This is a genomic window from Amnibacterium kyonggiense, from assembly GCF_004364555.1.
GTDB classification, from domain to species: Bacteria; Actinomycetota; Actinomycetes; order Actinomycetales; family Microbacteriaceae; genus Amnibacterium; species Amnibacterium kyonggiense.
In genome coordinates, this window is the sequence record NZ_SOAM01000003.1 from 392305 (window position 1) to 414767 (window position 22463).

General features: G+C 75.2%; 20 protein-coding genes. 13 read left to right on the forward strand and 7 right to left on the reverse strand.

What is annotated here, in order from left to right; all coding sequences use genetic code 11:
* Nucleotides 1-61: 61 nt before the first annotated feature.
* Nucleotides 62-1129 carry a phosphotransferase gene (locus CLV52_RS15145; protein WP_162850877.1) on the forward strand — a complete coding sequence of 356 codons (1068 nt, stop codon included), beginning with the start codon at nucleotides 62-64 and terminating at the stop codon, nucleotides 1127-1129.
* Here the strand turns inward: CLV52_RS15145 and CLV52_RS15150 are convergent.
* Together CLV52_RS15150 and CLV52_RS15155 are read right to left on the reverse strand one after the other, a co-directional pair.
* On the reverse strand, nucleotides 1060-4263 hold the full coding sequence (locus CLV52_RS15150; protein ID WP_246018169.1) for an ATP-dependent helicase: 3204 nt from the start codon (nucleotides 4261-4263) through the stop codon (nucleotides 1060-1062). The genes CLV52_RS15145 and CLV52_RS15150 overlap by 70 nt on opposite strands.
* Nucleotides 4256-7312 carry an ATP-dependent helicase gene (locus tag CLV52_RS15155; protein WP_162850878.1) on the reverse strand — a complete coding sequence of 1019 codons (3057 nt, stop codon included), beginning with the start codon at nucleotides 7310-7312 and terminating at the stop codon, nucleotides 4256-4258. Before CLV52_RS15155 ends, CLV52_RS15150 begins: the two co-directional genes overlap by 8 nt.
* Before the next feature lie 162 nt (nucleotides 7313-7474).
* On the opposite strand from CLV52_RS15155, the gene CLV52_RS15160 reads away from it, so the two are divergent.
* Both CLV52_RS15160 and CLV52_RS15165 read left to right on the forward strand, forming a co-directional pair.
* The gene (locus CLV52_RS15160) at nucleotides 7475-7699 is read left to right on the forward strand and encodes a DUF3107 domain-containing protein (RefSeq protein WP_133767191.1); all 225 of its coding nucleotides are present in this window, start codon (nucleotides 7475-7477) and stop codon (nucleotides 7697-7699) included.
* A gap of 5 nt (nucleotides 7700-7704) precedes the next feature.
* Nucleotides 7705-7986 carry a hypothetical protein gene (locus tag CLV52_RS15165; RefSeq protein ID WP_133767192.1) on the forward strand — a complete coding sequence of 94 codons (282 nt, stop codon included), beginning with the start codon at nucleotides 7705-7707 and terminating at the stop codon, nucleotides 7984-7986.
* A 47-nt stretch (nucleotides 7987-8033) separates the two neighbouring features.
* Here the strand turns inward: CLV52_RS15165 and CLV52_RS18520 are convergent, their stop codons facing one another.
* Nucleotides 8034-8198 carry a hypothetical protein gene (locus tag CLV52_RS18520; protein ID WP_162850848.1) on the reverse strand — a complete coding sequence of 55 codons (165 nt, stop codon included), beginning with the start codon at nucleotides 8196-8198 and terminating at the stop codon, nucleotides 8034-8036.
* Between the two features lie 35 nt (nucleotides 8199-8233).
* Entirely contained in the window at nucleotides 8234-8953 is a 720-nt protein-coding gene (locus CLV52_RS15170; RefSeq protein WP_162850879.1) for a ferritin-like fold-containing protein, read from the reverse strand.
* A 172-nt stretch (nucleotides 8954-9125) separates the two neighbouring features.
* On the opposite strand from CLV52_RS15170, the gene CLV52_RS15175 reads away from it, so the two are divergent.
* Together CLV52_RS15175 and CLV52_RS15180 are read left to right on the forward strand one after the other, a co-directional pair.
* Nucleotides 9126-10616, forward strand: coding sequence for a DEAD/DEAH box helicase (locus CLV52_RS15175; RefSeq protein WP_133767194.1), 1491 nt, complete (start codon nucleotides 9126-9128; stop codon nucleotides 10614-10616).
* A 97-nt stretch (nucleotides 10617-10713) separates the two neighbouring features.
* Nucleotides 10714-11376 carry a GNAT family N-acetyltransferase gene (locus CLV52_RS15180; RefSeq protein WP_133767195.1) on the forward strand — a complete coding sequence of 221 codons (663 nt, stop codon included), beginning with the start codon at nucleotides 10714-10716 and terminating at the stop codon, nucleotides 11374-11376.
* Between the two features lie 12 nt (nucleotides 11377-11388).
* Here the strand turns inward: CLV52_RS15180 and CLV52_RS15185 are convergent, their stop codons facing one another.
* Nucleotides 11389-12246: a PHP domain-containing protein gene (locus tag CLV52_RS15185; RefSeq protein ID WP_133767196.1), complete on the reverse strand. Its 858-nt coding sequence runs from the start codon at nucleotides 12244-12246 to the stop codon at nucleotides 11389-11391.
* A 78-nt stretch (nucleotides 12247-12324) separates the two neighbouring features.
* On the opposite strand from CLV52_RS15185, the gene CLV52_RS15190 reads away from it, so the two are divergent.
* Nucleotides 12325-13338, forward strand: coding sequence for an endonuclease/exonuclease/phosphatase family protein (locus CLV52_RS15190; RefSeq protein ID WP_162850880.1), 1014 nt, complete (start codon nucleotides 12325-12327; stop codon nucleotides 13336-13338).
* Nucleotides 13339-13396: 58 nt separating this feature from the next.
* A complete protein-coding gene (locus CLV52_RS15195) occupies nucleotides 13397-13942 on the forward strand; it encodes a hypothetical protein (RefSeq protein ID WP_133767198.1) in 546 nt (181 codons plus the stop codon).
* A 6-nt stretch (nucleotides 13943-13948) separates the two neighbouring features.
* Here the strand turns inward: CLV52_RS15195 and CLV52_RS15200 are convergent, their stop codons facing one another.
* The gene (locus CLV52_RS15200) at nucleotides 13949-14728 is read right to left on the reverse strand and encodes a phosphotransferase (protein WP_162850881.1); all 780 of its coding nucleotides are present in this window, start codon (nucleotides 14726-14728) and stop codon (nucleotides 13949-13951) included.
* A 124-nt stretch (nucleotides 14729-14852) separates the two neighbouring features.
* On the opposite strand from CLV52_RS15200, the gene CLV52_RS15205 reads away from it, so the two are divergent.
* A complete protein-coding gene (locus CLV52_RS15205; RefSeq protein ID WP_246018191.1) occupies nucleotides 14853-16220 on the forward strand; it encodes an aminopeptidase P family protein in 1368 nt (455 codons plus the stop codon).
* A gap of 166 nt (nucleotides 16221-16386) precedes the next feature.
* The gene (locus tag CLV52_RS15210) at nucleotides 16387-17394 is read left to right on the forward strand and encodes a hypothetical protein (RefSeq protein ID WP_133767201.1); all 1008 of its coding nucleotides are present in this window, start codon (nucleotides 16387-16389) and stop codon (nucleotides 17392-17394) included.
* Nucleotides 17395-17470: 76 nt separating this feature from the next.
* Here the strand turns inward: CLV52_RS15210 and CLV52_RS15215 are convergent, their stop codons facing one another.
* Entirely contained in the window at nucleotides 17471-18043 is a 573-nt protein-coding gene (locus CLV52_RS15215; protein WP_211342717.1) for a YflT domain-containing protein, read from the reverse strand.
* A gap of 115 nt (nucleotides 18044-18158) precedes the next feature.
* Between CLV52_RS15215 and CLV52_RS15220 the strand changes: the two genes are divergently transcribed.
* From CLV52_RS15220 to CLV52_RS15235, 4 genes are all read left to right on the forward strand, one after another.
* A complete protein-coding gene (locus CLV52_RS15220; protein WP_133767202.1) occupies nucleotides 18159-19505 on the forward strand; it encodes a magnesium transporter MgtE N-terminal domain-containing protein in 1347 nt (448 codons plus the stop codon).
* Nucleotides 19489-20079 carry a DUF1003 domain-containing protein gene (locus tag CLV52_RS15225; protein WP_246018170.1) on the forward strand — a complete coding sequence of 197 codons (591 nt, stop codon included), beginning with the start codon at nucleotides 19489-19491 and terminating at the stop codon, nucleotides 20077-20079. The genes CLV52_RS15220 and CLV52_RS15225 overlap by 17 nt, the downstream gene beginning before the upstream one ends.
* Nucleotides 20076-21176, forward strand: a complete 1101-nt coding sequence (locus CLV52_RS15230) for an Mrp/NBP35 family ATP-binding protein (RefSeq protein WP_246018171.1) — start codon at nucleotides 20076-20078, stop codon at nucleotides 21174-21176. Before CLV52_RS15225 ends, CLV52_RS15230 begins: the two co-directional genes overlap by 4 nt.
* Before the next feature lie 382 nt (nucleotides 21177-21558).
* Complete coding sequence (locus CLV52_RS15235; RefSeq protein WP_133767203.1) at nucleotides 21559-22458, forward strand: LysR family transcriptional regulator; 900 nt, start codon at nucleotides 21559-21561, stop codon at nucleotides 22456-22458.
* Nucleotides 22459-22463 lie beyond the last annotated feature (5 nt).

Sequence of the window (22463 nt, forward strand, 5' to 3'; positions counted from 1 at the left end):
CGGCGCGGACACGCCGATGCGCCGGAAGGGGTGGGAGGCCCCCCGACCTAGCCTGGAGCGCATGTCCAGGCACCGCTTCACCCTAGCCGCGCTGGCGACACTGGCCGTTCCCGGCCTCGACGTCGCCGTCACGCGGACGTTCACGGGCGGCGGCGAGGGGCAGCACGACGCCGCGCTGCTCACGGACGCCGAGGGCGAACACCTGGTCGTCCGCGCGCCGGTCGACCAGCAGTCCGCGGCCCGCCTGACCGCGGAGGTCGGCGTGCTCGAGGTCCTCACCCCGGGTGTGCGCGCCCGGCTCCCCTTCGCGGTGCCGTCGACGAAGGGTGTCCTGCCCGCGCCGCAGGCGGTCGTCACCTCCTACCTCCCCGGCGTCCGGCTGCAGCCCGGCGCCGTCGGCGCGGACAGCGCGCTTGCCGGGTCCATCGGACGCGCCGTCGCGGCGATCCACGAGCTGCCCACCGCGGTGGTCGCTGACGCGCAGCTGCCGGTCGCGACCGCGGCGGACTGCCTGCGCGGCGTCGAGGACCTCATCAAGCGGGTCGACTCCACCGGCGACGTGCCGCTCGAGCTGATCAACCGGTGGTCGGACGCGGTTGCGGACGCGACCCTGTGGCGCTTCCAGCCCTGCGTGGTGCACGGCGGCCTCGCGGCCGAGAGCCTGCTCGTCTCCCCGAAGGAGGATCCGGACAGCCGGGTGACCGGGGTGCTCGGATGGGCCGGGCTGCAGGTCGGCGATCCGGCCCGCGACCTCGCCTGGGTGCTCGGCCTGCCGGAGGCGGGCGCCGCGTCGACCGTCCTCGACACCTACACGGCGATCCGGGGGCGGAACGCGGACACCGCGCTGACGCGCCGCGCCCTGCTCTACGCGGAGCTCGAGATCGCGCGATGGCTGCTGCACGGGGTGGAGCGCCGCGACGCCGTCATCGCGGACGACGCGGTGCAGATGCTCGAGGCGCTCCTCGCCTCCGCGCTCGACGGCACCGCGGGCACACTCGTGGGCGAGCGGAAGCCGACGCTCACCGTCGCCGAGGTCGAGCGGATGCTCGACGCGCGGCGTCAGCGGGCGTCCGGTGCCTCCCGTGCGCCGCTCGCCTTCCACGCCTCGCGCAGCTCCGCCTCCGAGTAGACCCGCTCCGGCCGCACGACCAGGTCGTGCGCCACGTAGTAGAAGGCCGCATCGATGCCCGCCGGGTCGATGCCCTCGCGCTTCGCGTATGCGAAGCGGTACAGCGCGAGCTGGAACTGCTTCAGGTCCGCGTCCTCCTTCGAGGTCGGCGGCCGACCGGTCTTCCAGTCGACGATCTCGATCCGGTCGCCCCGGCGGTAGACGGCGTCGATCTTGCAGACGAGGATCCGGCCCTCGAACGGCACCTGGATCTCCGTCTCGACCTCGAGCGGCTCGAGCCCGCCCCACTCGCTCGCCTCGAACGTGCGCCGCAGCGCGTCGAGGCCCGGTACGTCGTCGTCCGGCTCGATCTCCTCGTCCCGCTCGGACCGGCCGGCGTCGATGAGCTCGTCCGTGCCGGGCACGCCGGCGCGCTGCTCGACCCAGGCGTGGAAGACGGTACCGAGCCGCGTGGCACGGTACGGCCGCTCGGGCATCGGGCGGCGCACCGCGGCCACGACCGCGTCGAGGTCGTCGACGAAGTCCTTGAAGCGCGACGCCGAGATGCGGTCCGGCAGCACCGTGCGCCCGCCCGCCGCGCGGCGCGCCCGTTCGGCGAGCAGCAGGTCGACCGATCGCGCCCAGCGGCCGCCGCCCCCGGCCGCCGTCAAGACCGCGGCGGCCGCAGCCTCGACCTGCTCGCGGCGTCCGCTGAGCGGGTCGGACGGCCAGAGCAGCACCTCGGCCGGGGCGCCCTCGGGCCGCTCGTCGAAGGCGGACGCGTCGGGCGGCGGCGGCACGACCCCGGCTTCCGCGACGTCGAGCAGGAACGGGGAGGGCCGACGCGCTCGCCGCTGCCCGCCCCAGAACGAGCCGGAGAGCAGGAGGCGGTGCCGCGCGCGGGTGATGGCGACGTAGGCGAGCCGTCGCTCCTCGGCGAGCAGCATCGCCCCGACCTCCGTCTTGAACGCCTTCAGCTCGGCCTTCAGCGCCTTCCGGTCCTCGAGCGACCGCCAGTCGAGCCGCGGCAGCTCCTCGGCGTCGCCGCGGAACGGGTACGGCAGCACGCCGGCGGTGAGCCAGCCCTTGCCGCTCTGCGGCTTCGACGGCAGCTCGTCGGCGACGAGCCGCGGCACCGCGACGAGGTCCCACTCGAGGCCCTTGGAGCCGTGGATCGTCAGCACCTGCACGGTGCCCGCCTCGGGCGGCTCCGTGCGGGGCGAGAGGTCCTCCTTCTGCTCGGCCGTCTGCAGCCAGCCGAGGAAGCCTCCGAGCGTCGCCGCGTCGGACACCGCGAGGTAGCCCGTCAGCGCCTCGTCGAACGACTCGAGCGGTGCAGGTCCGAGCAGGCGCTCGTTCGCGGCGACCTCGATGTCGAGGCCGAGCGTCTCGATCGTCAGCCGGACGAAGCCGGGCAGGTCGCCGCCGGAGCGGGCGCGCAGGCCGGCGAACAGGGCGCCCGCGTCCCGGAGGCGCACGAGGCCCTCCTCGCTGAACCCGGCGATGGCGCTGTGCGAACGGCGCCGCGCCAGGAAGTCGAGCGCGTCGACGATGGAGGCGCTCTCCCCCTCCGCGAGCGACCGGTCGAAGGCCGCGGCGACCTCGGGTGCGAGCCGGCGCTCGGTCGGGTCGTGGCGCTCGAGCCACCGCGCGAGGTGCTGCAGCGCGGCGAGGTCGGCGGGGCCGATGCGCCAGCGGCCGCCGGCGAGCAGGCGGACGAGCTCCGGACCGGCCTGGGCGTCGTGGACGACGCGGAGTGCGGAGACGAGGTCCATCACCTCCGGCTCGAGCAGCAGGCCGCCGACGCCGAGCACGTGGTACGGCACGCCCGCTCGGCGGAACGCGGCGAGGAACTCCGGCAGCGTGCGGCGGGCGCGCACGAGCATCGCTGCGGAGGGCGGGCGGGAGGCCGCCTCGAGCGCCTGCTTGAACCACGCCGCGACCGCGTCCGCCTCCTCCGCGAGCGTCTCGGGGAAGACGACGTCCACCTCGTGCTCCGACGCGATCGGGGAGGGCTCGAGGGTCAGGACCGGCACGCGGGCGGCCGCCGACAGCGGGGCGGCGACGGCGTTCGCCGCCTCGAGGATGCGGGTGCCGTTGCGCCAGCTCGTGCTGAGCGCGTGCACGGCGACGGGCTCGCCGTCCGCCCCGTCCTCGCTCGAGCGCCCGAAGTCGCGGGCGAAGTCGTCGAGGTTCGCCGCGGAGGCGCCGCGCCACCCGTAGATCGACTGGTGCGGATCGCCGACCGCCATCACCGCGCCGCCGGCGAAGAGCCGCGCGAGCAGGCGCGTCTGCACGACCGAGGTGTCCTGGTACTCGTCGAGGAGCACGACGCGGTGGCGGGCGCGGAGCGTCTCGACCACGTCGGGCGCCGCCGCCGTGATGTCGAGCGCGAGCGAGACCTGGTCGCTGTACTGGACGGCGCCGATCGACCGCTTCGCCGCGCGGAACGCCTCCGCCAGGCGCAGCAGCACCGGCAGGGTCCGCGCCGGCACGAGGGCCTCGTCGACGTCGCCCTGCAGCGCGAAGCGGCCGCCGTAGGGCAGCGCTTCGATCGCGTCCCCGTAGGCCGCGGCGTAGTCGGCGACCGCGGCCGGGTCGGCCGCGTGCTCGCCGAGCCCGTTCGCGAGGTCGAGCACGAGCTGGGTGATCCGGTCGACGCCGAGGTCGAGCTCGCCGAGGCCCGGGTCCTGCGCCTCCAACACCACGCGCCGGGCGAGCTGCCACGCGGAGGCCTCACCGAGCACGACGCCGTCCGCGTCCCGCCCGATGCGGACCGCGTGGTCGCGGTAGAGGCCGTTCGCGAACGCGTTGTACGTCGACACGACGGGCGGGTCGAAGGGGTCGTAGTCCGGGGCGAGACCGGCCCGCGCGAGCATCCCGAGCCGCTCGCGGATCCGCTCCCCCAGCTCGGAGGCGGCCTTCCGCGTGAAGGTCAGGCCGAGGATCTCGGCCGCCTGCACGCGACGGTTCGCGAGCAGCCACAGCACCCGCATCGCCATGGTCTCGGTCTTGCCGCTGCCGGCCCCGGCGACGACGAGCGCCGGGTCGAGCGGCGCCTCGACGACGGCCCGCTGCTGCGGAGTCGGTGCGGGCTTGCCGAGCCGCTCCGCGATCTCGAGCGCGGAGACCTCCGCGGTGCGCAGCTCAGCCACCGCACACGTCCGGCACGCGGAGGAGCATCGGGCGGAAGGGGCTCGAGCCGAACCGGACATCGGGCTCGACCGGGCCCTCGAACGTCGCCCCGGCCATCCCCTCCGCCGCGGCGGCGAGCCGGGAGCGGAACTCGGCGGCTGCCTCCTCATCGAGGGGCTGCTGCGCGATGAGCGTGTACGGGTCCTTCGTCTTCTGCCGGACGTACAGGAGCGCCGCACCCGTCGTCGCGGCCTCGGCGCTCACGCCCTCGACCACGCCGGCCCGCACCGCGAGCTGGTAGACCCCGAGCTGCGCGTGCCGGGCGGTCTCCGCCGCCGACGGCCGGGTCGACCCGGTCTTCAGGTCGACGACGCGGACCCGGCCGTCGCGATCGCGCTCGATGCGGTCGATCGTCCCCGTCGCGAGCGCGCGGCCGACGGGGAACTCGAACGCGGTCTCGCCGCCGATCAGCTCGGCGCGCTCCGCTGCGACGTCCGCGAGGTACCGCGAGATCGCGCCGATCATCCGGTTCGCCAGCCGGTGCTCGCGCTCCTCGACCCAGGCCGCCTCGAAGTCGAGCTCCCGCCACCGGCCCTCGAGCGCGGCGAGGAGCGACGCCTCGTCCGGCGACGTCGCCGTCTCGAGCACCCAGTGAAGCATCGTGCCGATCGCGCCGGCGAGCATCGGCTCCCCGCCCGCGACCCGCTCGAGGAACCAGTCCAGCGGCGACTCCTCGAACCGCTCGAGCTTCGACGGCGACACCCGCACCGGCTGCTCCGGGTCCGGCACGAGGGGCTCGGTCGTCGAGGGTGCGGCGAGCCCCCACCACCCCGACGGCGCGGCGCCCGGCACCTCGGCCCGGGCGAGCCGGGCCAGCGCGGACGCCGCCTCGGCGCGCTCCGCCTCCCCGCCGGTCACGGCGGTGCGGCGGAGGAGCCCGACGAGCGGCCGGAGCGCGTTCGGCGCGGTCGCCGTGCCGTCCGGCGCCGGCCCGTCCGCGAGGCCGAGCAGCACGCTCGGCGCCTCGTCGTCGTTCGCGATCGCGGCGAGCAGCAGCACCGACCTGGCCCGCGAGGCGGCGAGCGCGAAGAGCCGCAGCTCGTCCGACAGCACGGCGCGGCGCTCGTCGACGGGCGACGCGGGTGCGCCCCGACCGTCGAGCCGGGCCACGAGGTCCCCGAGGCCGAGCAGCGAGCCGCGCGGTCGCAGGTTCGGCCAGACGCCGTCCTGCAGACCCGCGACCACGACCGTGTCGAACTCGAGCCCGGCGACGCCCACGGGCGTCGTCACGAGCACGCCGTCCCGGAGCCCCCGCGGCGCGAGCGAGTCCTCCGCGACGTCCGCCTCGAGCCGCGCGCTGATGAACCCCGCCGCGGGATCGGTCGGACCGCGCTCCGCCGCGCGGGCCGCGGACGCGAACAGGGCGACGAGGTCGTCGAGGTCGCGGTTCGCCTCGGCGGCGACGAGCCCGGCGCCGAGCGCCCGCTCGCGCCACACCGGCGCGAGGCCGCTCGCGTCCCAGACGTGCCAGAGCAGGTCCTCCGCCGACGCGCCGGCGGCGTCGAGGGCGCGCACGGCCTGCATCGTCTCCGCCAGCCGTGCGGCCCGGCGGGCGAAAGGGGTGTCGATCGTCGCGAGGCGGCCGGGCGCGGCGAGCGCCTCGACGAGCAGCTCCCCCGCGCTGCGGGCGCCGCCGCCATCGAGCTCCTCGACCCGCAGCGCGAGGCGGAGGCGCCGGAGGGCGAGGCGGTCGAGCCCGCAGAAGGGGCCGGTCACCAGGGCCGCCGCCGACTCGGGCGTGAGCGGGAGGATGCCGAGCGCGACCGCGACGACCTCCACGAGCGCCCGCGGCGCCCGCTCCGTCGCGTCGATCGCGGTGCCGGTGGTGACGGCGGGCACCCCGGCGATCTCGAGCGCGCGGGCCAGCGGCTCGACGAGCGCGTTCGACCGGACGACAACCGCCTGGTCCGCGAACGGGACGTCGTGCTCGAGGTGCCGCTCCCGCAGGAGGTGCGCGATCCGGGCCGCGAGCGCGCCGGGGCCGTCGGCCTCCACGGAGCGCACCGGCTCCCCGCCGGGCCGCGCGGTCGCCGTCCGCTGCGTGCCGGCGAGCGCCGTGCCGATCCGCGCGGTCACCGCCGAGACGAAGCGCCGCACGGTCTCGGGGTGCCGATGGACCGTGCCGAGCACGATGCGGGCGGGCGACGCGACGCCGAAGCGCTGCTCGAACCGGCCCAGCAGGTCGGGCTCGCCGCCGCGGAACGTGTCCGAGGCGACGTCCGGGTCGCCGAACGCCACGATCGCGCAGCCGCGGGCGGCGAGGGCGGCGAGCAGGCCGACCGCGGACTCGCCGAGGTCCTGCAGGTCGTCGACGACGACGAGGCGCAGCCGACCGGCGAGGGCCCCCGGACGCCCCTGCAGCACGGCGGCCGTCGCGATCGCGACGAGCTCGGCGGAGTCGAACGCGTCCGGCTCCACGGCCGGGAGGACCTCGAGGTACTCGCGCCAGAACGCCGCCGCCGCGGACCACTCCTCGCGGCCCTCGCGGGCGCCGAGGTCTGCGAGCTCGTCCGGCGTCACGTCGCGCTCGGTGCACCGCGCGAAGAGCTCCCGCAGCTCCCCGCGGAACGCGCGGGTGCTCCGCACGTCGGCTCCGAGCCGCTCCGGCCACGCGGTCTCCGCGTCCGGCAGCAGCTGCCCGATCAGCCGGTCCTGGTCGCCGCCGGAGAGGAGCACCGGGGTGTCCCGGCCGTCCTCCGCGGCGTCCCTTCGCGCGATGTCGAAGGCGAGGGAGGCCGCGGTGCGGGCGAGCGGCGCGGACACCGGGCGGCCCACCGCGAGCAGCAGCCGGTCCCGGAGCCGGGACGCCTGCGCGCGCCGCGGGGCAACGAGCAGCACCTCCTCCGGCTCGAGGAGCCGGCGGCCGATGCGGTCCGCGACGAGGGCGACGGCGGTGGTCGTGCGGCCCGTGCCCGGCGCGCCGAGGACGACCGCGGAGGCTCCGACCGGCAGCGCGAGCACCGCCCGCTGGTCGGCGTCGAGGGTCCCCTGGTCCAGCACGGCGGTCACGCTAGGACGGAGGACCGACACCGGTGCGATCCTGTCCGCCCAGCGCGGAACCGGGCCCTCCTCCCGAGCGCCCCGCGGGATACTGGCGCCGGGCCGGTCGAGCGATCGGCCGGGACGCATCCCTCCGCCGTCGAGGCGGAGGCGCAGAAAGGGGGCGGCCTCGTGGAGGTGCGCATCGGGATCCAGAACTCCGGCCGGGAGCTCGCGTTCGAGAGCGCCGAGTCGCCTGCCGCCGTGCAGAAGACCATCGGCGACGCCATCGAGAAGAAGGCGACGCACTTCACGCTCGCGGACGAGAACGGGCGGCTCTACCTCGTGCCGACGGCGACGCTCGCGTACGTCGAGGTCGGGAGCGAGAAGACGCGGCGCGTCGGCTTCGTCGCCTGACGCACGTGCAGCTGATCTACGCCGAGACGGTCGCGATCGTCCTCGGCCTGGCGGCGCACGCGGTGCTGCCGCGGCGCGACCTCACCGGCGTGCTGCTGCTGCCCGCGGTCGCCGGCGTCGCCGCCGCCGTCGTGTGGGTCGCGCTGACCTGGGCGCGGGTCGAGCAGGGGGGCGCGGCCATGTGGCTGGCGTCGCTGCTGGCCGCCGTGCTCTCCGCGGTCGTCGCCGGCGTCGTCGTGCGCCGGTCGCGCGCCGCCCGCGACGAGCAGGCGCTCGCCGCGGCCTGACCGGGGAACGCCCCGGCGGAGGACGTCCTCCGCCGGGGCGTTGCGCGTCACATCGGGGCCACCGTCTCCGCGGTGCCGACGGAGAGGCTGCCGTGCTCGACCTCGTCGACGAACTCCTCGCGCCCGAGCGGCGACCAGCCGCGCTCGCGGCCGATCGAGGTGCGAGCGAAGCGAGCCTCGAGACCACCCTGACCGCGGAGTGGTCTCGACACGGGCGCAGAGCGCCCGGCTCGATCACCGGGGCGCGTCAGGCGGTGAGGCCGAGGCGGTCCATGCGGCGGGTGTGGGCCGCGATCAGGTCGTTGAGGATCGGCTCGATGCGCCGCTCCTCCGTGGACGCCGGCTGCCCCGCGGCGTCGCGGACGTCCGCGAGCGCGGCGCGCGCGACGAGCAGCGTGTCGCCGACGAGCCGGCGACCCCAGAGGGCGAGCCGGGAGGCGAGGCGCTTGTCCGCGGCGAGCCCCGCCTGCAGCACGGCGACGAGCGCGTCGTGGCCGATGTCGCGCTGGAGGATCTCCACGACCCGCCCGGCCTCCGGCTCGGGCAGCCCCGCAGCGAGGCCGGCGAAGAAGCCGTCGAGCAGTCCGGCGGAGAGGTGCAGGGTCAGCACGGACTCGTGCCACCCCGAGTCCGCGAGGCGCCGGCGGTAGCGGTCGATGTCCGCGGTGAAGGGGTGCATCGCGGCCGCGGAGCTGTGCCCGCGGGCCTCGATCATCGAGGAGAGGGCGGTGTGCTGCTCGAGCACGACGGCGGCGACCCGGGTGATCGCCTCACGGTCGGCGAGGTCGGTCGCGCGCCCCGCGACGGCGGACGCCGACTCGAACAGCGCGAGCTTCAGGTACGCGACGCGGCCGAGCAGGGCATCGGTGTCGGGACGCAGGTCACCGAGCGCGATCCGGACGACCTTGGGCTGCTCGCCGCCGCCCCTGCGGGGCGCGGCAGGGCGCCGTCGTCCCAATCGGATCACCCGGCAAGCATATTGGCAGCGAGTAGGATGCGTTCCCGGAGCCCGCCGTGGAGCGGGCCCGCATGCGCCGGTCAGGACCGCAGGATCTCGGCGCAGCCCCGCGTGATCCGTTCCGTGATCCGCGACAGCACCCGCGCAGCAGCGCGCCGACACCGACAGGCACATCCCTCTTTTGACATTCGCAGAACTCGGCATCGACCAGGACATGGTCGACGTCCTCGCCGCGAAGGGCATCGTCGAGCCCTTCCCCATCCAGTCCCAGACGATCCCCCTCGGCCTGACCGGCCAGGACATCATCGGCCAGGCGAAGACCGGCACCGGCAAGACCCTCGGCTTCGGCCTCCCGATCATCCAGCGCCTCGGCCACGACCCGGAGCCGGGCGTGAAGGTGCTCGTGGTCGTCCCCACCCGCGAGCTGTGCGTGCAGGTCGCGGAGGACCTGGAGCTCGCCACCTCCGCGCGCCCGACGCAGGTCGCCGCGATCTACGGCGGCAAGGCCTACGAGGGCCAGATCGAGGCGCTGAAGGCGGGCGCGCAGATCGTGGTCGGCACGCCCGGCCGCCTCCTCGACCTCGCGGGGCAGCGCCTCATCTCCTTCGCCGACGTGCGCGAGATGGTGCTCGACGAGGCCGACAAGATGCTCGACCTCGGCTTCCTGCCCGACATCGAGAAGCTCTTCGCGCAGACGCCCGCGAACCGGCACACGATGCTGTTCTCCGCGACGATGCCGGGCGCGATCGTCGCGCTCGCCCGCCGCTTCATGAACCGGCCCGTCCACATCCGCGCCACGGACCCGGACGAGGGCCTGACGCAGGCGAACATCAAGCACATCGTCTACCGGGCGCACTCCCTCGACAAGGACGAGGTCGTGGCGCGCATCCTCCAGGCGGAGGGCCGCGGCAAGACCGTGATCTTCACGCGCACGAAGCGCGCCGCCGCGCGCCTGCAGGAGGAGCTGAACGACCGCGGCTTCAACGCGGCCGCGGTGCACGGCGACCTCGGCCAGGAGCAGCGCGAGCGGGCCATGGCCTCGTTCCGCAGCGGCAAGCGCGACGTGCTCATCGCGACGGACGTCGCCGCCCGCGGCATCGACGTCGACGACGTGACCCACGTCATCAACCACACGATCCCGGAGGACGCGGACGCGTACCTGCACCGCGCGGGCCGCACCGGCCGCGCCGGCCGGACGGGCATCGCGGTGACCTTCGTGGACTGGGACGACCTGCACAAGTGGGCCCTGATCGACAAGGCGCTCGAGTTCGGCAAGCCGGAGCCGGTGGAGACCTACTCGTCCTCCCCGCACCTCTACGAGGACCTCGACATCCCCGTCGGCACGAAGGGCCGCCTGCCCGGCGCCGCCGGCACGACGCCGACGCAGCCCGCCGCGACCCGGCCCGCGTCGGCCGAGGGCGGCGAGGGGCGGCCCGCGCGCTCCCGGTCCCGCTCGCGGTCCCGCACGCGCTCGTCCGGCGGGTCCGGCGAGCAGCCGGTCGAGACGGCCGTGCAGACCGCCGACCGCGACGACGCCGCGCACGAGGACACCGCGCACGAGGGCTCCGCGCACGAGGAGCACGCCCCGGGCTCCGGCACGCACGACGGCTCGGGCAAGCCGCGCCGGCGTCGCCGCCGTCGCGGTCCGCGCCCGGCGACGCCCTCCGCCTGACGCCGGTCCCCGGGCGGCTCCTCCGGCCTTCCCGGCCGGGGACGCCCGGGGCGCGGCGACGTCGGATCCGCGGTGGACCGGCCGGTAGCCTCTGAGCATGCCGACCCCGTCCGACGTCGACATCTGGCCGCTCCTCGGCGTGCGCATCCTGGTGTCCGACATCGAGCTGTCCCCGATCGACGACCGCACCGCGCTGGATCTCGGTCGGCTCGCCGCCGGCGGCATCCACGGGAACTTCCTCCCGTTCAACACGCCCTGGACCCGCGGCACCGAGGTCGACGTCGCGCGGAACGTGTACCGCTACCACTCGCGGCTGCGGCAGGAGATGTCGCCCGAGCGCTGGTCGCTCGAATTCGCGGCGAAGCTCGACCACACCCTGATCGGCGTGCAGAGCCTGTCCGCGGAGAACTTCGGGACCACGAAGTCCGCGGAGAGCGCCTCCTGGCTCGGCCAGTCCTGGCAGGGCAAGGGCATCGGCACGCTGAACCGCATCGCGATCCTCACGCTCGCGTTCGACGGCCTCGGCGCCGACGAGGTCACGACCTCGGCCTGGGCGGACAACGTCGCGTCGAACGCCGTCACGCGGAAGCTCGGCTACGAGCCGAACGGCGAGGAGCGGCTCGACCGCGAGGGACGCGTCACGGTGCAGAAGCGGTTCCGCATGAGCCGGGCGATGTGGGACGCGCGCGGCCCGGAGCTGCGCCCGCACACCGAGATCGAGGGCGTGGACGCGCTCAAGGAGTGGCTGCAGATCTCCTGATCGGCGACCGTTTCAGGGCAGCTCCGGCACCGTTCCCGAGCCCTGCTCGAGGATCGCGTCGACGACCTCCGGCGCGGTCGAGCGGTCGCCGAGCCGGTTCGGCTTGCCCGACCCGTGGTAGTCGCTCGAGCCGGTGATCGGCAGCCCGAACCGCGCGGCGAGCGCCGCCGCCACGGGGCCGCCGCCCGGGGTGTTCTCCGGGTGGTCGGCCTCGATGCCGAACAGGCCGGCGTCGACGAGGTCCGCGACCTCGTCGGCCGGGATCACCCAGTCCGCCCGCGTCGCGCCCGGGTGCGCCAGCACGGGCACCCCGCGGGCCGCGCGGATCAGCGCGACGCCGTCCGCGGGCGTCGGCGCGTAGTGCGGCTCCACGTAGCCGCGCCGCGGGTGGAGGATCCCCGCGAACGCCGCGCTGCGGTTCGGCTCGATGCCGAGCGCCACGAGCGCGTCGGCGATGTGCGGGCGGCCGACCGTCGCGCCGGGCGACGTCTGCGCGAGGACGTCCTCCCACCCGATCGGGTAGTCGGCGCCGATGGCGTCCACGATCCGGTGCGCGCGGTCCCGGCGGGCGACGCGGATGCGCTCCGTCTCCGCCACGAGCGCCGGGTGGGCGGGGTCGACGAGGTAGCCGAGCACGTGCACGCTGCGCCAGCCGAGCCGCGTCGACAGCTCCACGCCGGGGATCAGCGCGGTCCCCGTCGTGCGCGCGGCGACCCGCGCGGCGTCCCAGCCGGCGGTCGAGTCGTGGTCGGTCAGCGCGATGCCGGCGAGCTCCGTCCGCGACGCCTGCTCGACGACGGCGGCGGGCGCCTCCGTGCCGTCCGAGACCGTCGAGTGCGTGTGCAGATCGAACCGTCCGCGCACGCCCATCCGGCAATCGTAAGAGGGCGCGGAGGAACCGCGAGCCGCGGACGGCCGCCCCGCCCCGGCCCCGTACCGTTGCCCTCCGTGTTCCGCCGGTTCGTCGCGATCGTGGCCTTCGTCGCGCTCGCGGCGGCGCTGACCCTCGTCGCGTGGCCGCAGCTGCTGGGGCTGCAGCGGGCGCCCGTGCTCGCGCTCGCGGTCTCCTTCCGCGGTGCGGCCGCCGCCGCGGCGCTCGCGGTCGCGGTGGTGCTCACGGCCGTCGGCCTCGTGCTCCACCGGCTCCGCCGCGGGCTCGGCGTGCTCGCCCTGCTGCTCGTCGCCTTCGCCGCGGCGGAGGCCGGCGTCCTCGTCGTCCGCGGGGTCGGCGCTCCGGACGTGCCGGTCGCGCAGGCGGACGACGTGACCGTGCTCAGCTGGAACACGCTCGGCGACTCGGTGCCCGCGCAGGTCGTCGCCCGCGCGGCGGCGGAGAACCGCGCGACGGTCGTCGCGCTGCCCGAGACGACGGAGGGCCGCGCCCGCCAGGTCGCCGACCTGCTCGCCCGGCAGGGCTCGACGTACACCGTGTTCTCCCGGTCGCAGCAGGCGGGCATCCCGGCGCGGTCGACGTCCGTGCTCGTCAGCACGGCGCTCGGCCGCTACCGCGAGGTCACGGCCGACGGCGACACGGTCGGCGTGCCGAGCGTCGTCCTCGACCCCGCGGGCGGGCAGAACGCGCCGCGCATCGTCGCCGTCCACACGACCGCGCCGTACGATCTCGACCCCGCGACGTGGCGGAGCGACCTGCGCTGGGTCGCCGCCCGGTGCTCGGAGCGGAACGTGCTCATCGCCGGCGACTTCAACGCGACGATCGACCACCTCGACGGGCTCGGTCCCGCACCCGGGCGCCTCCGCACCTGCCGCGACGCCGCGCTCGCGACCGGCAACGCGGCGGTCGGCACGTGGCCGACGAGCATGCCCGCGCTCATCGGCACGCCGATCGACCACGTGCTCGCGACGCCGAACTGGCGCTTCACCGGCTTCCGCGTGCTGTCGGACGACGACGCGGCGGGCAGCGATCACCGGCCGGTCCTCGCCCGCCTCCGCCCCGCCGGCTGACCTCGCGAATCCGCGAGCCCGCCGGAGTGCTGTCGGCCGGATGTGGTGACATGGCCGCGTGAAGGTGGTGCAGCGCGGCTCGAACGATCCCGACGCGATGTTCGCCGTGGTCCTCCCCGGCAGCGGCTACCCCGCGCTCGCCCCGGTGCTGCACTGGCCCGCCCGCCTGCTCGCGGCGGCCGGCTGGCGGCTCGCGGTCGTGTCGTGGACCCCGGAGACGGAGGGCGGCAGCGATCCGGTCGCCTTCGTCCGGAGCGCCCTCCAGCAGGCCGCCGGTGGCGACGTGCCCGACCTGCTCGTCGCGAAGTCGCTCGGCACCCTCGCGGCGCCATGGGCGGCGGAGCAGGACGTGCCCGGCGTCTGGCTCACCCCGCTGCTCGGCGAGGCGCCGGTGCTGGCCGCGCTGCGGACGATGGACGAGCGCTCGATCGCCGTCGGCGGGTCCGCCGACCGGCTCTGGCGGTCGGGCGCGCTCGACGGCGCGGAGATCGAGGTGCTCGAGGTGCCCGGCGCCGACCACGCCCTCGAGCTGCCCGACTGGCGCGCATCCCTGGCCGCCCAGGCCCAGGTCTTCGAGCGGCTCGCGGAGCACCTCGGCGGCTGACACGCCTCAAACGAACAGGTCGCGGTGCTCCCGGGTCCACGCGATGCGGTGCTCCTGCTCGGCGACGAAGCCCTCGCGGACCCAGGTCGCGTGCGGCTCGAGCCCGCGCGCCGCGACCTCGAGCGTCGCCCGCAGCGTCTCCTCCTGCTCGGCGAGCACGGCGTCGACGAGACCGTCCGTCGACGGCAGGCCGTAGGCCTCGGCGAACACGCGCATCCGGGTCGTGCGATCGGGCGGTGCGGGGAAGCCGATCTGCGCCATCGCGTCCGCGTCGCTGCGGAAGGGCACGGCGTACTCGAGCGCATAAGCGACGTCGTGCAGCGCGGGACGCGGGCCGGCTTGGTCCCAATCGAGGAGGCCGACGGGCTCGCCGTCCCGCCACACGGTGTTCCAGGGCCCGACGTCGCCGTGGGTGAGGATCTCCCCCGCCCTCAGTCCGCGGCTCGCGGTCATCCACTCGGCGCCCTCGGGCGGCACGTAGCCCGCGACCGCGTCGTGGTAGCGCCGCAGCAGGCGGGCGTAGGCGCGCAGGCCGGACTCGGGGATCACGAGGCGCCAGGCGTCGAGGCCGCTGACGCCGGCGATGTGCTCGAGGCGCTCGTCGCCGCGCTCGTCGAGGCCGCGGAAGCGCGCCGACTCGGCGAACCCCGTTCGCTCGAGGTAGGTGAGCAGGCCGTGGACCGCCGGCGACCACCACCCGGTCCGCCGCACCACCGTCCGGCCGTCGTGCGCGACGACGCGGAGGGAGTCGGAGGCGAAGTCCTCCTCGGCCCGCACGTCGCTCACGGGTGAACAGTAGGTGAACCGGGGCGGCCGGAGGAGTGCTCGTGACGCGGACCCCGAGCGGGTGGAGGATGGAGGGGTGGCGAACGAGCAGCAGGTCGAGGTCCAGCCCTCCGAGCAGCGCGACGTGGAGCTCGAGACCGGCTCCGGCCGGACCGAGATCCCGAAGACGGACGCGTTCCGGAACTACATCGCGAGCGGCTGGGCGGACCGGCCTGAGCAGCTCCCCCCGGTGGCGCCGCTCGCCGCCGCGGCCGCCCCGCGTCGTGCCCGCCTGTCGGAGCGGTACGTCGGCACGCGCCTCGTCGTCGAGGCCGGCGAGCCGAAGGTGCGCTCGAACGACACCGACTACCCGTTCCGCGCGCACTCCGCGTTCTCCTGGCTGACGGGCTGGGGCGACGAGACGGTCGCCGGCGCGGTGCTCGTGCTCGAGCCCGCCGGGGACGCGCACGACGCCGTGCTGTACTTCCAGCCCGCCGCTGGCCGGGACACCGACGAGTTCTACGCGAACGCCGCGATCGGCGAGTTCTGGGTCGGCCGGCGCCCGTCGCTGGCGGAGGTCGGCGCCTCGCTCGGGCTCGAGGCGCGCGACGTCGCGGAGCTGGAGCGGCGGGACGGCGACCTCACGGTCGAGGACGAGGGGCTGGCCCGCGACCTCGCCGAGCTGCGGCTCGTGAAGGACGACGCGGAGCTCGCCGAGATGCGCGCCGCGATCGCCGCGACGAAGCAGGGATTCGACGACGTGATCGCCGCGCTGCCGCGCATCACGGAGCACGAGCGCGGCGAGCGCGTCATCGAGGGCGTGTTCTTCACGCGCGCCCGCTCGGAGGGCAGCGACCTCGGCTACGGCACCATCGCCGCCTCCGGGCCGCACGCGTGCATCCTCCACTGGACGCGGAACGACGGCCCCGTGGTCCCCGGCGACCTGGTGCTGATCGACGCGGGCGTCGAGCTGCCGAGCCTCTACACGGCCGACATCACGCGCACCCTCCCGGTCTCGGGCACGTTCAGCCCGGTGCAGCGGCAGATCTACGAGGCGGTTCGGGAGGCCGCGGACGCCGCGTTCGCGATCGTGAAGCCGGGCATCCGGTTCCGGGACGTGCACGCCGCCGCCATGGCCGTGATCGCCCGCAAGGTCGGCGAGTGGGGCCTGCCGATGCTGCCGGCCGAGCAGCTCGAGGGCGTGGAGCGCGCCGACCGCCGCTACATGGTCCACGGCACGAGCCACCACCTCGGGCTCGACGTGCACGACTGCGCCGCAGCCCGTCGCGAGCTCTACATGGACGGCGTGGTCGAGGCGGGCATGGTCTTCACGATCGAGCCGGGCCTCTACTTCCAGCCCGACGACCTGACGGTGCCGGAGGAGTTCCGCGGCATCGGCGTGCGCATCGAGGACGACGTGGTCGTGACGGAGGACGGCGTCGAGAACCTCTCCGCCGCGATCCCGCGCACGGCGGACGACGTCGAGGCCTGGATCGCCTCCCTCCGCGGCTGAGCGGGCGCTCCGCTGCACTTCGGGCCGTGCGCACACCCCGGCCTGCAGCGGAGGGCCCAGCAGAGCCTCGACGGACCGCCTCGAGCCCGCGCAGGGGCGGGCTCGCGTCCGCTCCTCCACAGGATGCGCGGTCGCCGCGGCCGCGACGAGGCGCCACGATCGCCGCGTGCACACTCCTGCCGGCGTCGCGATCGACCCCTGGCGGCTGGAGCTCGTCGTCGTCGGCGCGAGTGCGCGGACCTCGACGGAGCGGGCCGCGATCAGCCGGGACGTGGAGCGCGGTCGGCTCCTCCGCGTCATCCCCCGCGCGTACGTCGAGCGCGACGCGTTCGAATCGTTGAGTCCGGAGCAGCAGCACCTGGTCCGTATCCGAGCGGCTTCGGCGACCGCGCCCGAGCCGCTCGTGGTCTCGCACTGGTCGGCCGCCGTCCTGCACGGGCTCCCCGTGCTCCGGTCGAGGCTGCTCGACGTGCACGTCGTCGTGTCGCCGGGGCTCGACCGCCGGCGCGCGGGCCTGGCATTCCACGCGCTGGCGCTCTCCGACGCGGAGGTGACGGGACCGGCGGACCTCCGGGCGACGACGCTCCCGCGCACCGTCGTCGACGTCGCGAGCGCGACCGCGCTCGAGGAGGGCGTGCTCGCCGTCAGCGCCGCCCTGATGCGCGGCATCCCGCGGGAGGTGCTCGAAAGCGCGGCCGATCGCGCGGCCGAGCGACGCGGATCGCGGAGGATCGCGGACGCGGTCGCGATGGGCCATCCGGGCGCGGAGTCCGCCGCGGAGTCGCGCGCCTGGGTGTCGCTGATGCGCTCGGGCTTCGCGGTGCCGGAGCTGCAGCACGAGATGCACCTGTCACGCGGCGGACGGGCATCCCTCGACGCGCTGCTCCGCCGAGAGCGCGTCGGCATCGAGGTCGACGGCGAGCAGAAGTACCTCGACCCGTCGATGGCCCCGGACGGGGCGGGTCGAGCGGTCCTCCGCGAGAAGCGCCGCGAGGACGAGGTGCGGCTCGGGCTTCGCGCCCTCGTGCGGCCGGGATGGCAGCAGTCGGGCAGCGCGTCTGCGATGCGCGCGCTGCTGGGGTCCGTCGGCGTGGTGCCGACGAACCCGCCGACGCCGTTCGCCGCCTACTGCGAGGCCGCTCGAGCGGCGCGGCCGCGTCCGCTCCCGCGCTGATGGGCACTCCGCTGCGATCCGGGCCATGCGCATGGCCCGCGGTGCAGCGGAGGGCCCCTCTCGCGCGGGTCGGGGGTCAGGCGGGGGTGCCACCCACCGGGGGCTCCTCCGCCGCCGCGGGAGCGGACGTCGGCGCCGGCGCCGCGGTGCCCGTCACGCCGAGGAGGTTGCGCGCGCGGTTCGCCACCTGCGGGTCGACCACGAGCGAGTACGTCGACGCGACCACCTGCATGACGCTGCTGAAGTCGCGTCGGCGGCGCGAGATCGCATACGAGATCAGGCCGAAGACGATGCCGAACGCGAGGCCGAGGAGCACCGCGCCGAACAGGTAGCCCGTGCCCGGGTTGTACTGGGCGGGCGTGAAGATCGACGTCACGAGGCCGAACAGCAGGCCGAGCCAGAGTCCGGACGCCGCGCCGGCACCTGCGGCGCGGCCCCAGGAGAGCCGTCCGGTGACGCGCTCGACGCTCTTCATGTCGTTGCCGACGATGGCCGCGGTCTGGACCGGGAAGCCCTCGTTCTCCGCCAGCTTGTCGACGGCGGCCTGCGCCTCCTGATAGGTGGCATAGGTCGCGATCACCTCGCCGGTCGGCAAGGAGGGGAAGGCGACCTGCCGGCCGCCTCCGAACAGGCCCTGCGTGTTCGTCATGCAGAGAACATTCCCACCATCCGCTCCAGGTATCCATGGCCTCGCCTTTGCGCCGTCCATGAACGCGTGCTGCGGCGACCAGCCGGGACGGGGCTCGGCGGCCTACCCTTGGACCGTGAGTACGACGCGCATCTTCGTGGCCCGCCTGGCGGGGTGCGGGGTGTTCGACCGCTCGGGCGACCGGCTCGGGCGCGTCCGCGACGTCGTCGTGGTCTACCGCCGCGCGGCGCCGCCCCGCGTGGTCGGCATGGTCGTCGAGATCCCGGGCCGTCGCCGGGTCTTCCTCTCCATCGGCCGCATCGTGTCGATCGGCGCCGGCCAGGTCATCACGACGGGCCTGATCAGCGTGCGGCGCTTCGAGCAGCGCGCCAGCGAGGTCCGCGTCGTCGCGGAGCTGCTCGGCCAGCGCATCACGCTCACGGACGGCTCCGGCGAGTCCACGGTGGAGGACGTCGCGATCGAGCAGGTCGGCCCGGCGGAGTGGGAGGTCGAGCAGGTCTTCGTCCGCCGCCCGCGCACCGGCCCGGCCCCCTTCGGCCGCGGCGCGACCGCCTTCGTGAAGTGGTCGGACATCCGCCAGAACGACACGGGCGGCCGCGGGCAGTCGGCTGCGCAGCTGATCCAGTCGATGGCCGACCTCCCGGCCGCCGACCTCGCCTCCACGCTCCTCGACCTGCCGGAGCAGCGCATGCTCGAGGTGGCGAACGAGCTCACCGACGACCGCCTGGCCGACGTGCTCGAGGAGATGCCGGAGGAGGCGGGCGTGAAGATCCTCGCCCGCCTCGGCGACGACCGCGCCGCGGACGTGCTCGAGGTGATGCAGCCGGACGACGCGGCCGACCTGATCGGCAAGCTCTCCGACGAGCGCAGCGAGGCGCTCCTCGGCCTGATGGAGTCGGAGGAGGCGGACGACGTCCGCATGCTCCTCGCCTACGACCCCGACACCGCGGGCGGCATGATGACGCCGGACCCGATCATCGTCTCCGCCGACGCGACCGTGGCGGAGGGCCTGGCGCTCATCCGCCGGCACGAGCTCGCGCCTGCGCTCGGCGCCGCGGTCTGCGTCACGCAGCCGCCGTACGAGCCGCCGACGGGGCGCTTCCTCGGCATCGTGCACTTCCAGCGGATGCTGCGCTACCCGCCGCACGAGCGCCTCGGCAGCATCCTCGACACCCAGACGGAGCCGGTGCGGGCGAACACGTCCGCGGCGGAGGTCTCGCGCATCCTCGCGACGTACAACCTCGTGCAGGTGCCCGTGGTGGACGAGAACCACCGCCTCGTCGGCGTGGTGACGGTCGACGACGTGCTCGACCGGCTGCTGCCGGACGACTGGCGATCGAGCGACGCCGCCGACGACGACAACGACGAGGCGCTCCCCCGGGTGTCGACCGACACGTCCGCGATCACCACCGTCCCGCAGCGCGTGCCGTCGAGGAGGAGCCCCCGTGGCCGCGCCCGGTAGCCGCAGGGCGCGTCGGGACGTCGACCCGCTCGAGGCGCCGAAGGGCCTCCCCCGCGGTCGCCGACGGACGAGCCGTGATGTCTTCGGCCGCTTCTCGGAGTCGTTCGCGCGTGGGATGGGCACGTCCGGGTTCCTCATCGGCTTGACCGCGTTCGTCATCGTGTGGCTCGCCTGGAACACGTTCCTGCCCGAGTCGGCGCAGTTCGACCCGCGGGCCACGAACTTCACGCTGCTCACGCTGCTGCTGTCGCTGCAGGCCTCCTACGCGGCGCCGCTCATCCTGCTCGCGCAGAACCGGCAGGACGACCGCGACCGCGTGCAGGTCGAGCAGGACCGGCAGCGCGCCGAGCGGAACCTCGACGACACCGAGTACCTGGCGCGGGAGATCGTCGCCCTCCGCCTGCTCGTGCGCGACATGGCCTCGCAGGACTTCGTCCGCGACGAGCTGAAGGCGCTGCTCGAGGAGCTCGACCGCCGCGAGGTGAGCCGCGAGGCGGCCGCGGCGGAGCTCAGCGCGGAGGACGCCGAGGACCGCCGTCGCCGCGAGCCGCCGTCGAGGACGACCCAGCCGTGAGCGCCGAGGCGGTCCGTGCGGCCGTCGGCGCGGTGCGGGATCCGGAGATCCGCCGGCCCCTGAGCGAGCTCGACATGCTCGACTCGGTGGAGGTCGCCGACGGGGTCGCCCGCGTCGCCCTGAGCCTCACCGTCGTCGGCTGCCCCGCTGCGGACCGGATCGAGCGGGACGTCCGGGACGCCGCGGCGCGCGTCGAGGGCGTGCGGACCGTCGAGGTCGAGCTCGGCGTGATGGCGCCGGCCCGGCGTGCCGCGCTGTCGGAGCGGCTCCGCGGCGAGCGCACCAGCCCGTTCGGCCCGGACTCGCTGACGCGCGTGATCGCGGTGACGTCGGGCAAGGGCGGCGTCGGCAAGTCAACGGTGACCGCGAACCTGGCCGTGGCGCTCGCGGCCCGCGGTCTCGGCGTCGGCGTCCTCGACGCGGACGTGCACGGGTTCTCGATCCCGGGGCTGCTCGGCATCGCGCCGGACACGAGCCCGGTCGATCTCGACGGCCTCATCGTCCCGCCGGTCGCCTTCGGCGTGAAGGCGATCTCGATCGGGATGTTCCTGCCGCCGGGCGAGCGCGACGGCGCGGTCGCGTGGCGCGGACCGATGCTGCATCGCACGCTGAACCAGTTCCTGACCGACGTGCACTACGGCGCGATCGACGTGCTCCTGGTCGACACCCCGCCCGGCACGGGCGACGTCGCGATCTCCCTCGGCCAGCTGCTGCCGAACGCGGAGGTGCTCGTGGTGACGACGCCGCAGCCGGCGGCCGCCGATGTGGCGGTGCGGTCCGGCCTCGTGGCGCGGAAGCTCGGGCAGCGCCTGATCGGCGTCGTCGAGACCATGGCGCCCGCCACGCTCCCGGACGGCTCGCTGCTCGACCTGTTCGGCTCCGGCGGCGGCGCGGCCGTCGCACAGCGGCTCGACGTGCCGCTGCTCGCCTCGGTGCCGCTCTCCGCGGCGCTGCGCCGCGCGGGCGACGCCGGAGCCCCGGTGGTGTCCGCGTCCGACGCCGATCCGGCGGCGGCGGCGCTCGACGCGCTCGCCGCCGCGGTCGGCGGGATGGGGCGCGGGCTCGGCGGCAGGCGACTGCCGGTCGGCCCCGCCTGACGGCGCGCTAGGGGCGCCGGGTCGGAATCGCGCGGTAGCCGTCCGTGCGCACGGCGACGGCGGTGGCGACGATGCCCCACGCGCTGAGCAGCGCGAGGACGACGAGCAGGGCGGTCATGATGGCGGGCCTTCTTCTCGGTGTCGGGCGGGTCAGAAGCGGGTGCTGAACGCGGCGTCCTCGAGGAACGGCGCGGTGTGGGCGTCGAGCTGCAGCGACAGCGCCGCGGACTCGAGCAGATCGTGGGACATGGGGAACTCCAGTGCTGCAGGTGGGAGCCGGTCGACTCCCTGCTGACAGTGAACCGTTCGTGACAGTAAAGAACAAGCGAATTGTTCTGCACTTCGTGTGCAGTTCTGCTTCACGATCTATACGCTGCTCCCCATGGACATCGGGCGCCTCGAGGTGCTGCGCGAGCTGCGGCTGCGCGGCTCCGTCACGGCCGTCGCTCGCGCGACGCACCGCACGCCCTCCGCGGTCTCGCAGCAGCTGAAGACGCTGGAGCGGGAGGTCGGCGCACCGCTGACCGAGCGGGAGGGCCGCGGTCTCGTGCTCACGCCCGCCGGCGACGCGCTCGCGCAGGCCGCTGCCGACGTGGTCGTCGCCATGGCCCGAGCGGAGGAGACGTGGCGCAGCTACCTCGCCGGGCCCGAAGGCCGCGTCGATCTGGCGACCTTCCCGACCGCGGGTCGCATGTTCCTCCCCGGGCTGCTGCTCGCGGCGAGGGCGACCCCGGGCCTCGAGGTCATGGCGGCGGACGTCGACCCGGTGCACGCCGACTTCGCGGCGATCGTGCCCGACTTCGACGTGGTGCTCGCGCACTCCGTCGGGCCGGCTCCCTCCTGGGACGACCGGGACCTGATCCAGGTGCACCTCGTCGACGAACCCCTCGATGTCGCGCTCCCCGTCGGCCACCCGCTCGCCGATCGCGACGCGGTGACCCCGGCGGAGATCGCGCAGGAGCCCTGGATCGGGGTGCCGGACGACTTCCCCTACGAGCGCCTGCACCAGGAGATCGAGCGCGTGGCGGGCACCGTGCTCCGCATCGTCCAGCGCTTCTCCGACACGCGCGTCACCGAGTCGCTCGTCGCGGCGGGCCTCGGGCTCGCCGTCCTCCCCCGCTTCACCTCCGGAGCGGAGGGCTCCGGCGTCGTGCTGCGACCGCTCGCGCAGCTCGCGCCGACCCGGCGGATCGCGGCACTGCTGCGGCGCGAGACCGCGGAGCGGCCGAGCGTCCGCCTGGTCCTCGACCACCTCCGGTCGATCGCCGCGGACCTCGGCTGAGGCGG

Excerpts from the sequence above, each read along its gene's own strand:
- CLV52_RS15145 (WP_162850877.1), top strand. The coding sequence starts at position 62 with ATGTCCAGGCACCGCTTCACCCTAGCCGCGCTGGCGACACTGGCCGTT.
- CLV52_RS15235 (WP_133767203.1), top strand. The coding sequence starts at position 21,559 with ATGGACATCGGGCGCCTCGAGGTGCTGCGCGAGCTGCGGCTGCGCGGC.
- CLV52_RS15185 (WP_133767196.1), bottom strand. The coding sequence starts at position 12,246 with ATGGGCGTGCGCGGACGGTTCGATCTGCACACGCACTCGACGGTCTCG.
- CLV52_RS15180 (WP_133767195.1), top strand. The coding sequence starts at position 10,714 with ATGCCGACCCCGTCCGACGTCGACATCTGGCCGCTCCTCGGCGTGCGC.
- CLV52_RS15215 (WP_211342717.1), bottom strand. The coding sequence starts at position 18,043 with ATGACGAACACGCAGGGCCTGTTCGGAGGCGGCCGGCAGGTCGCCTTC.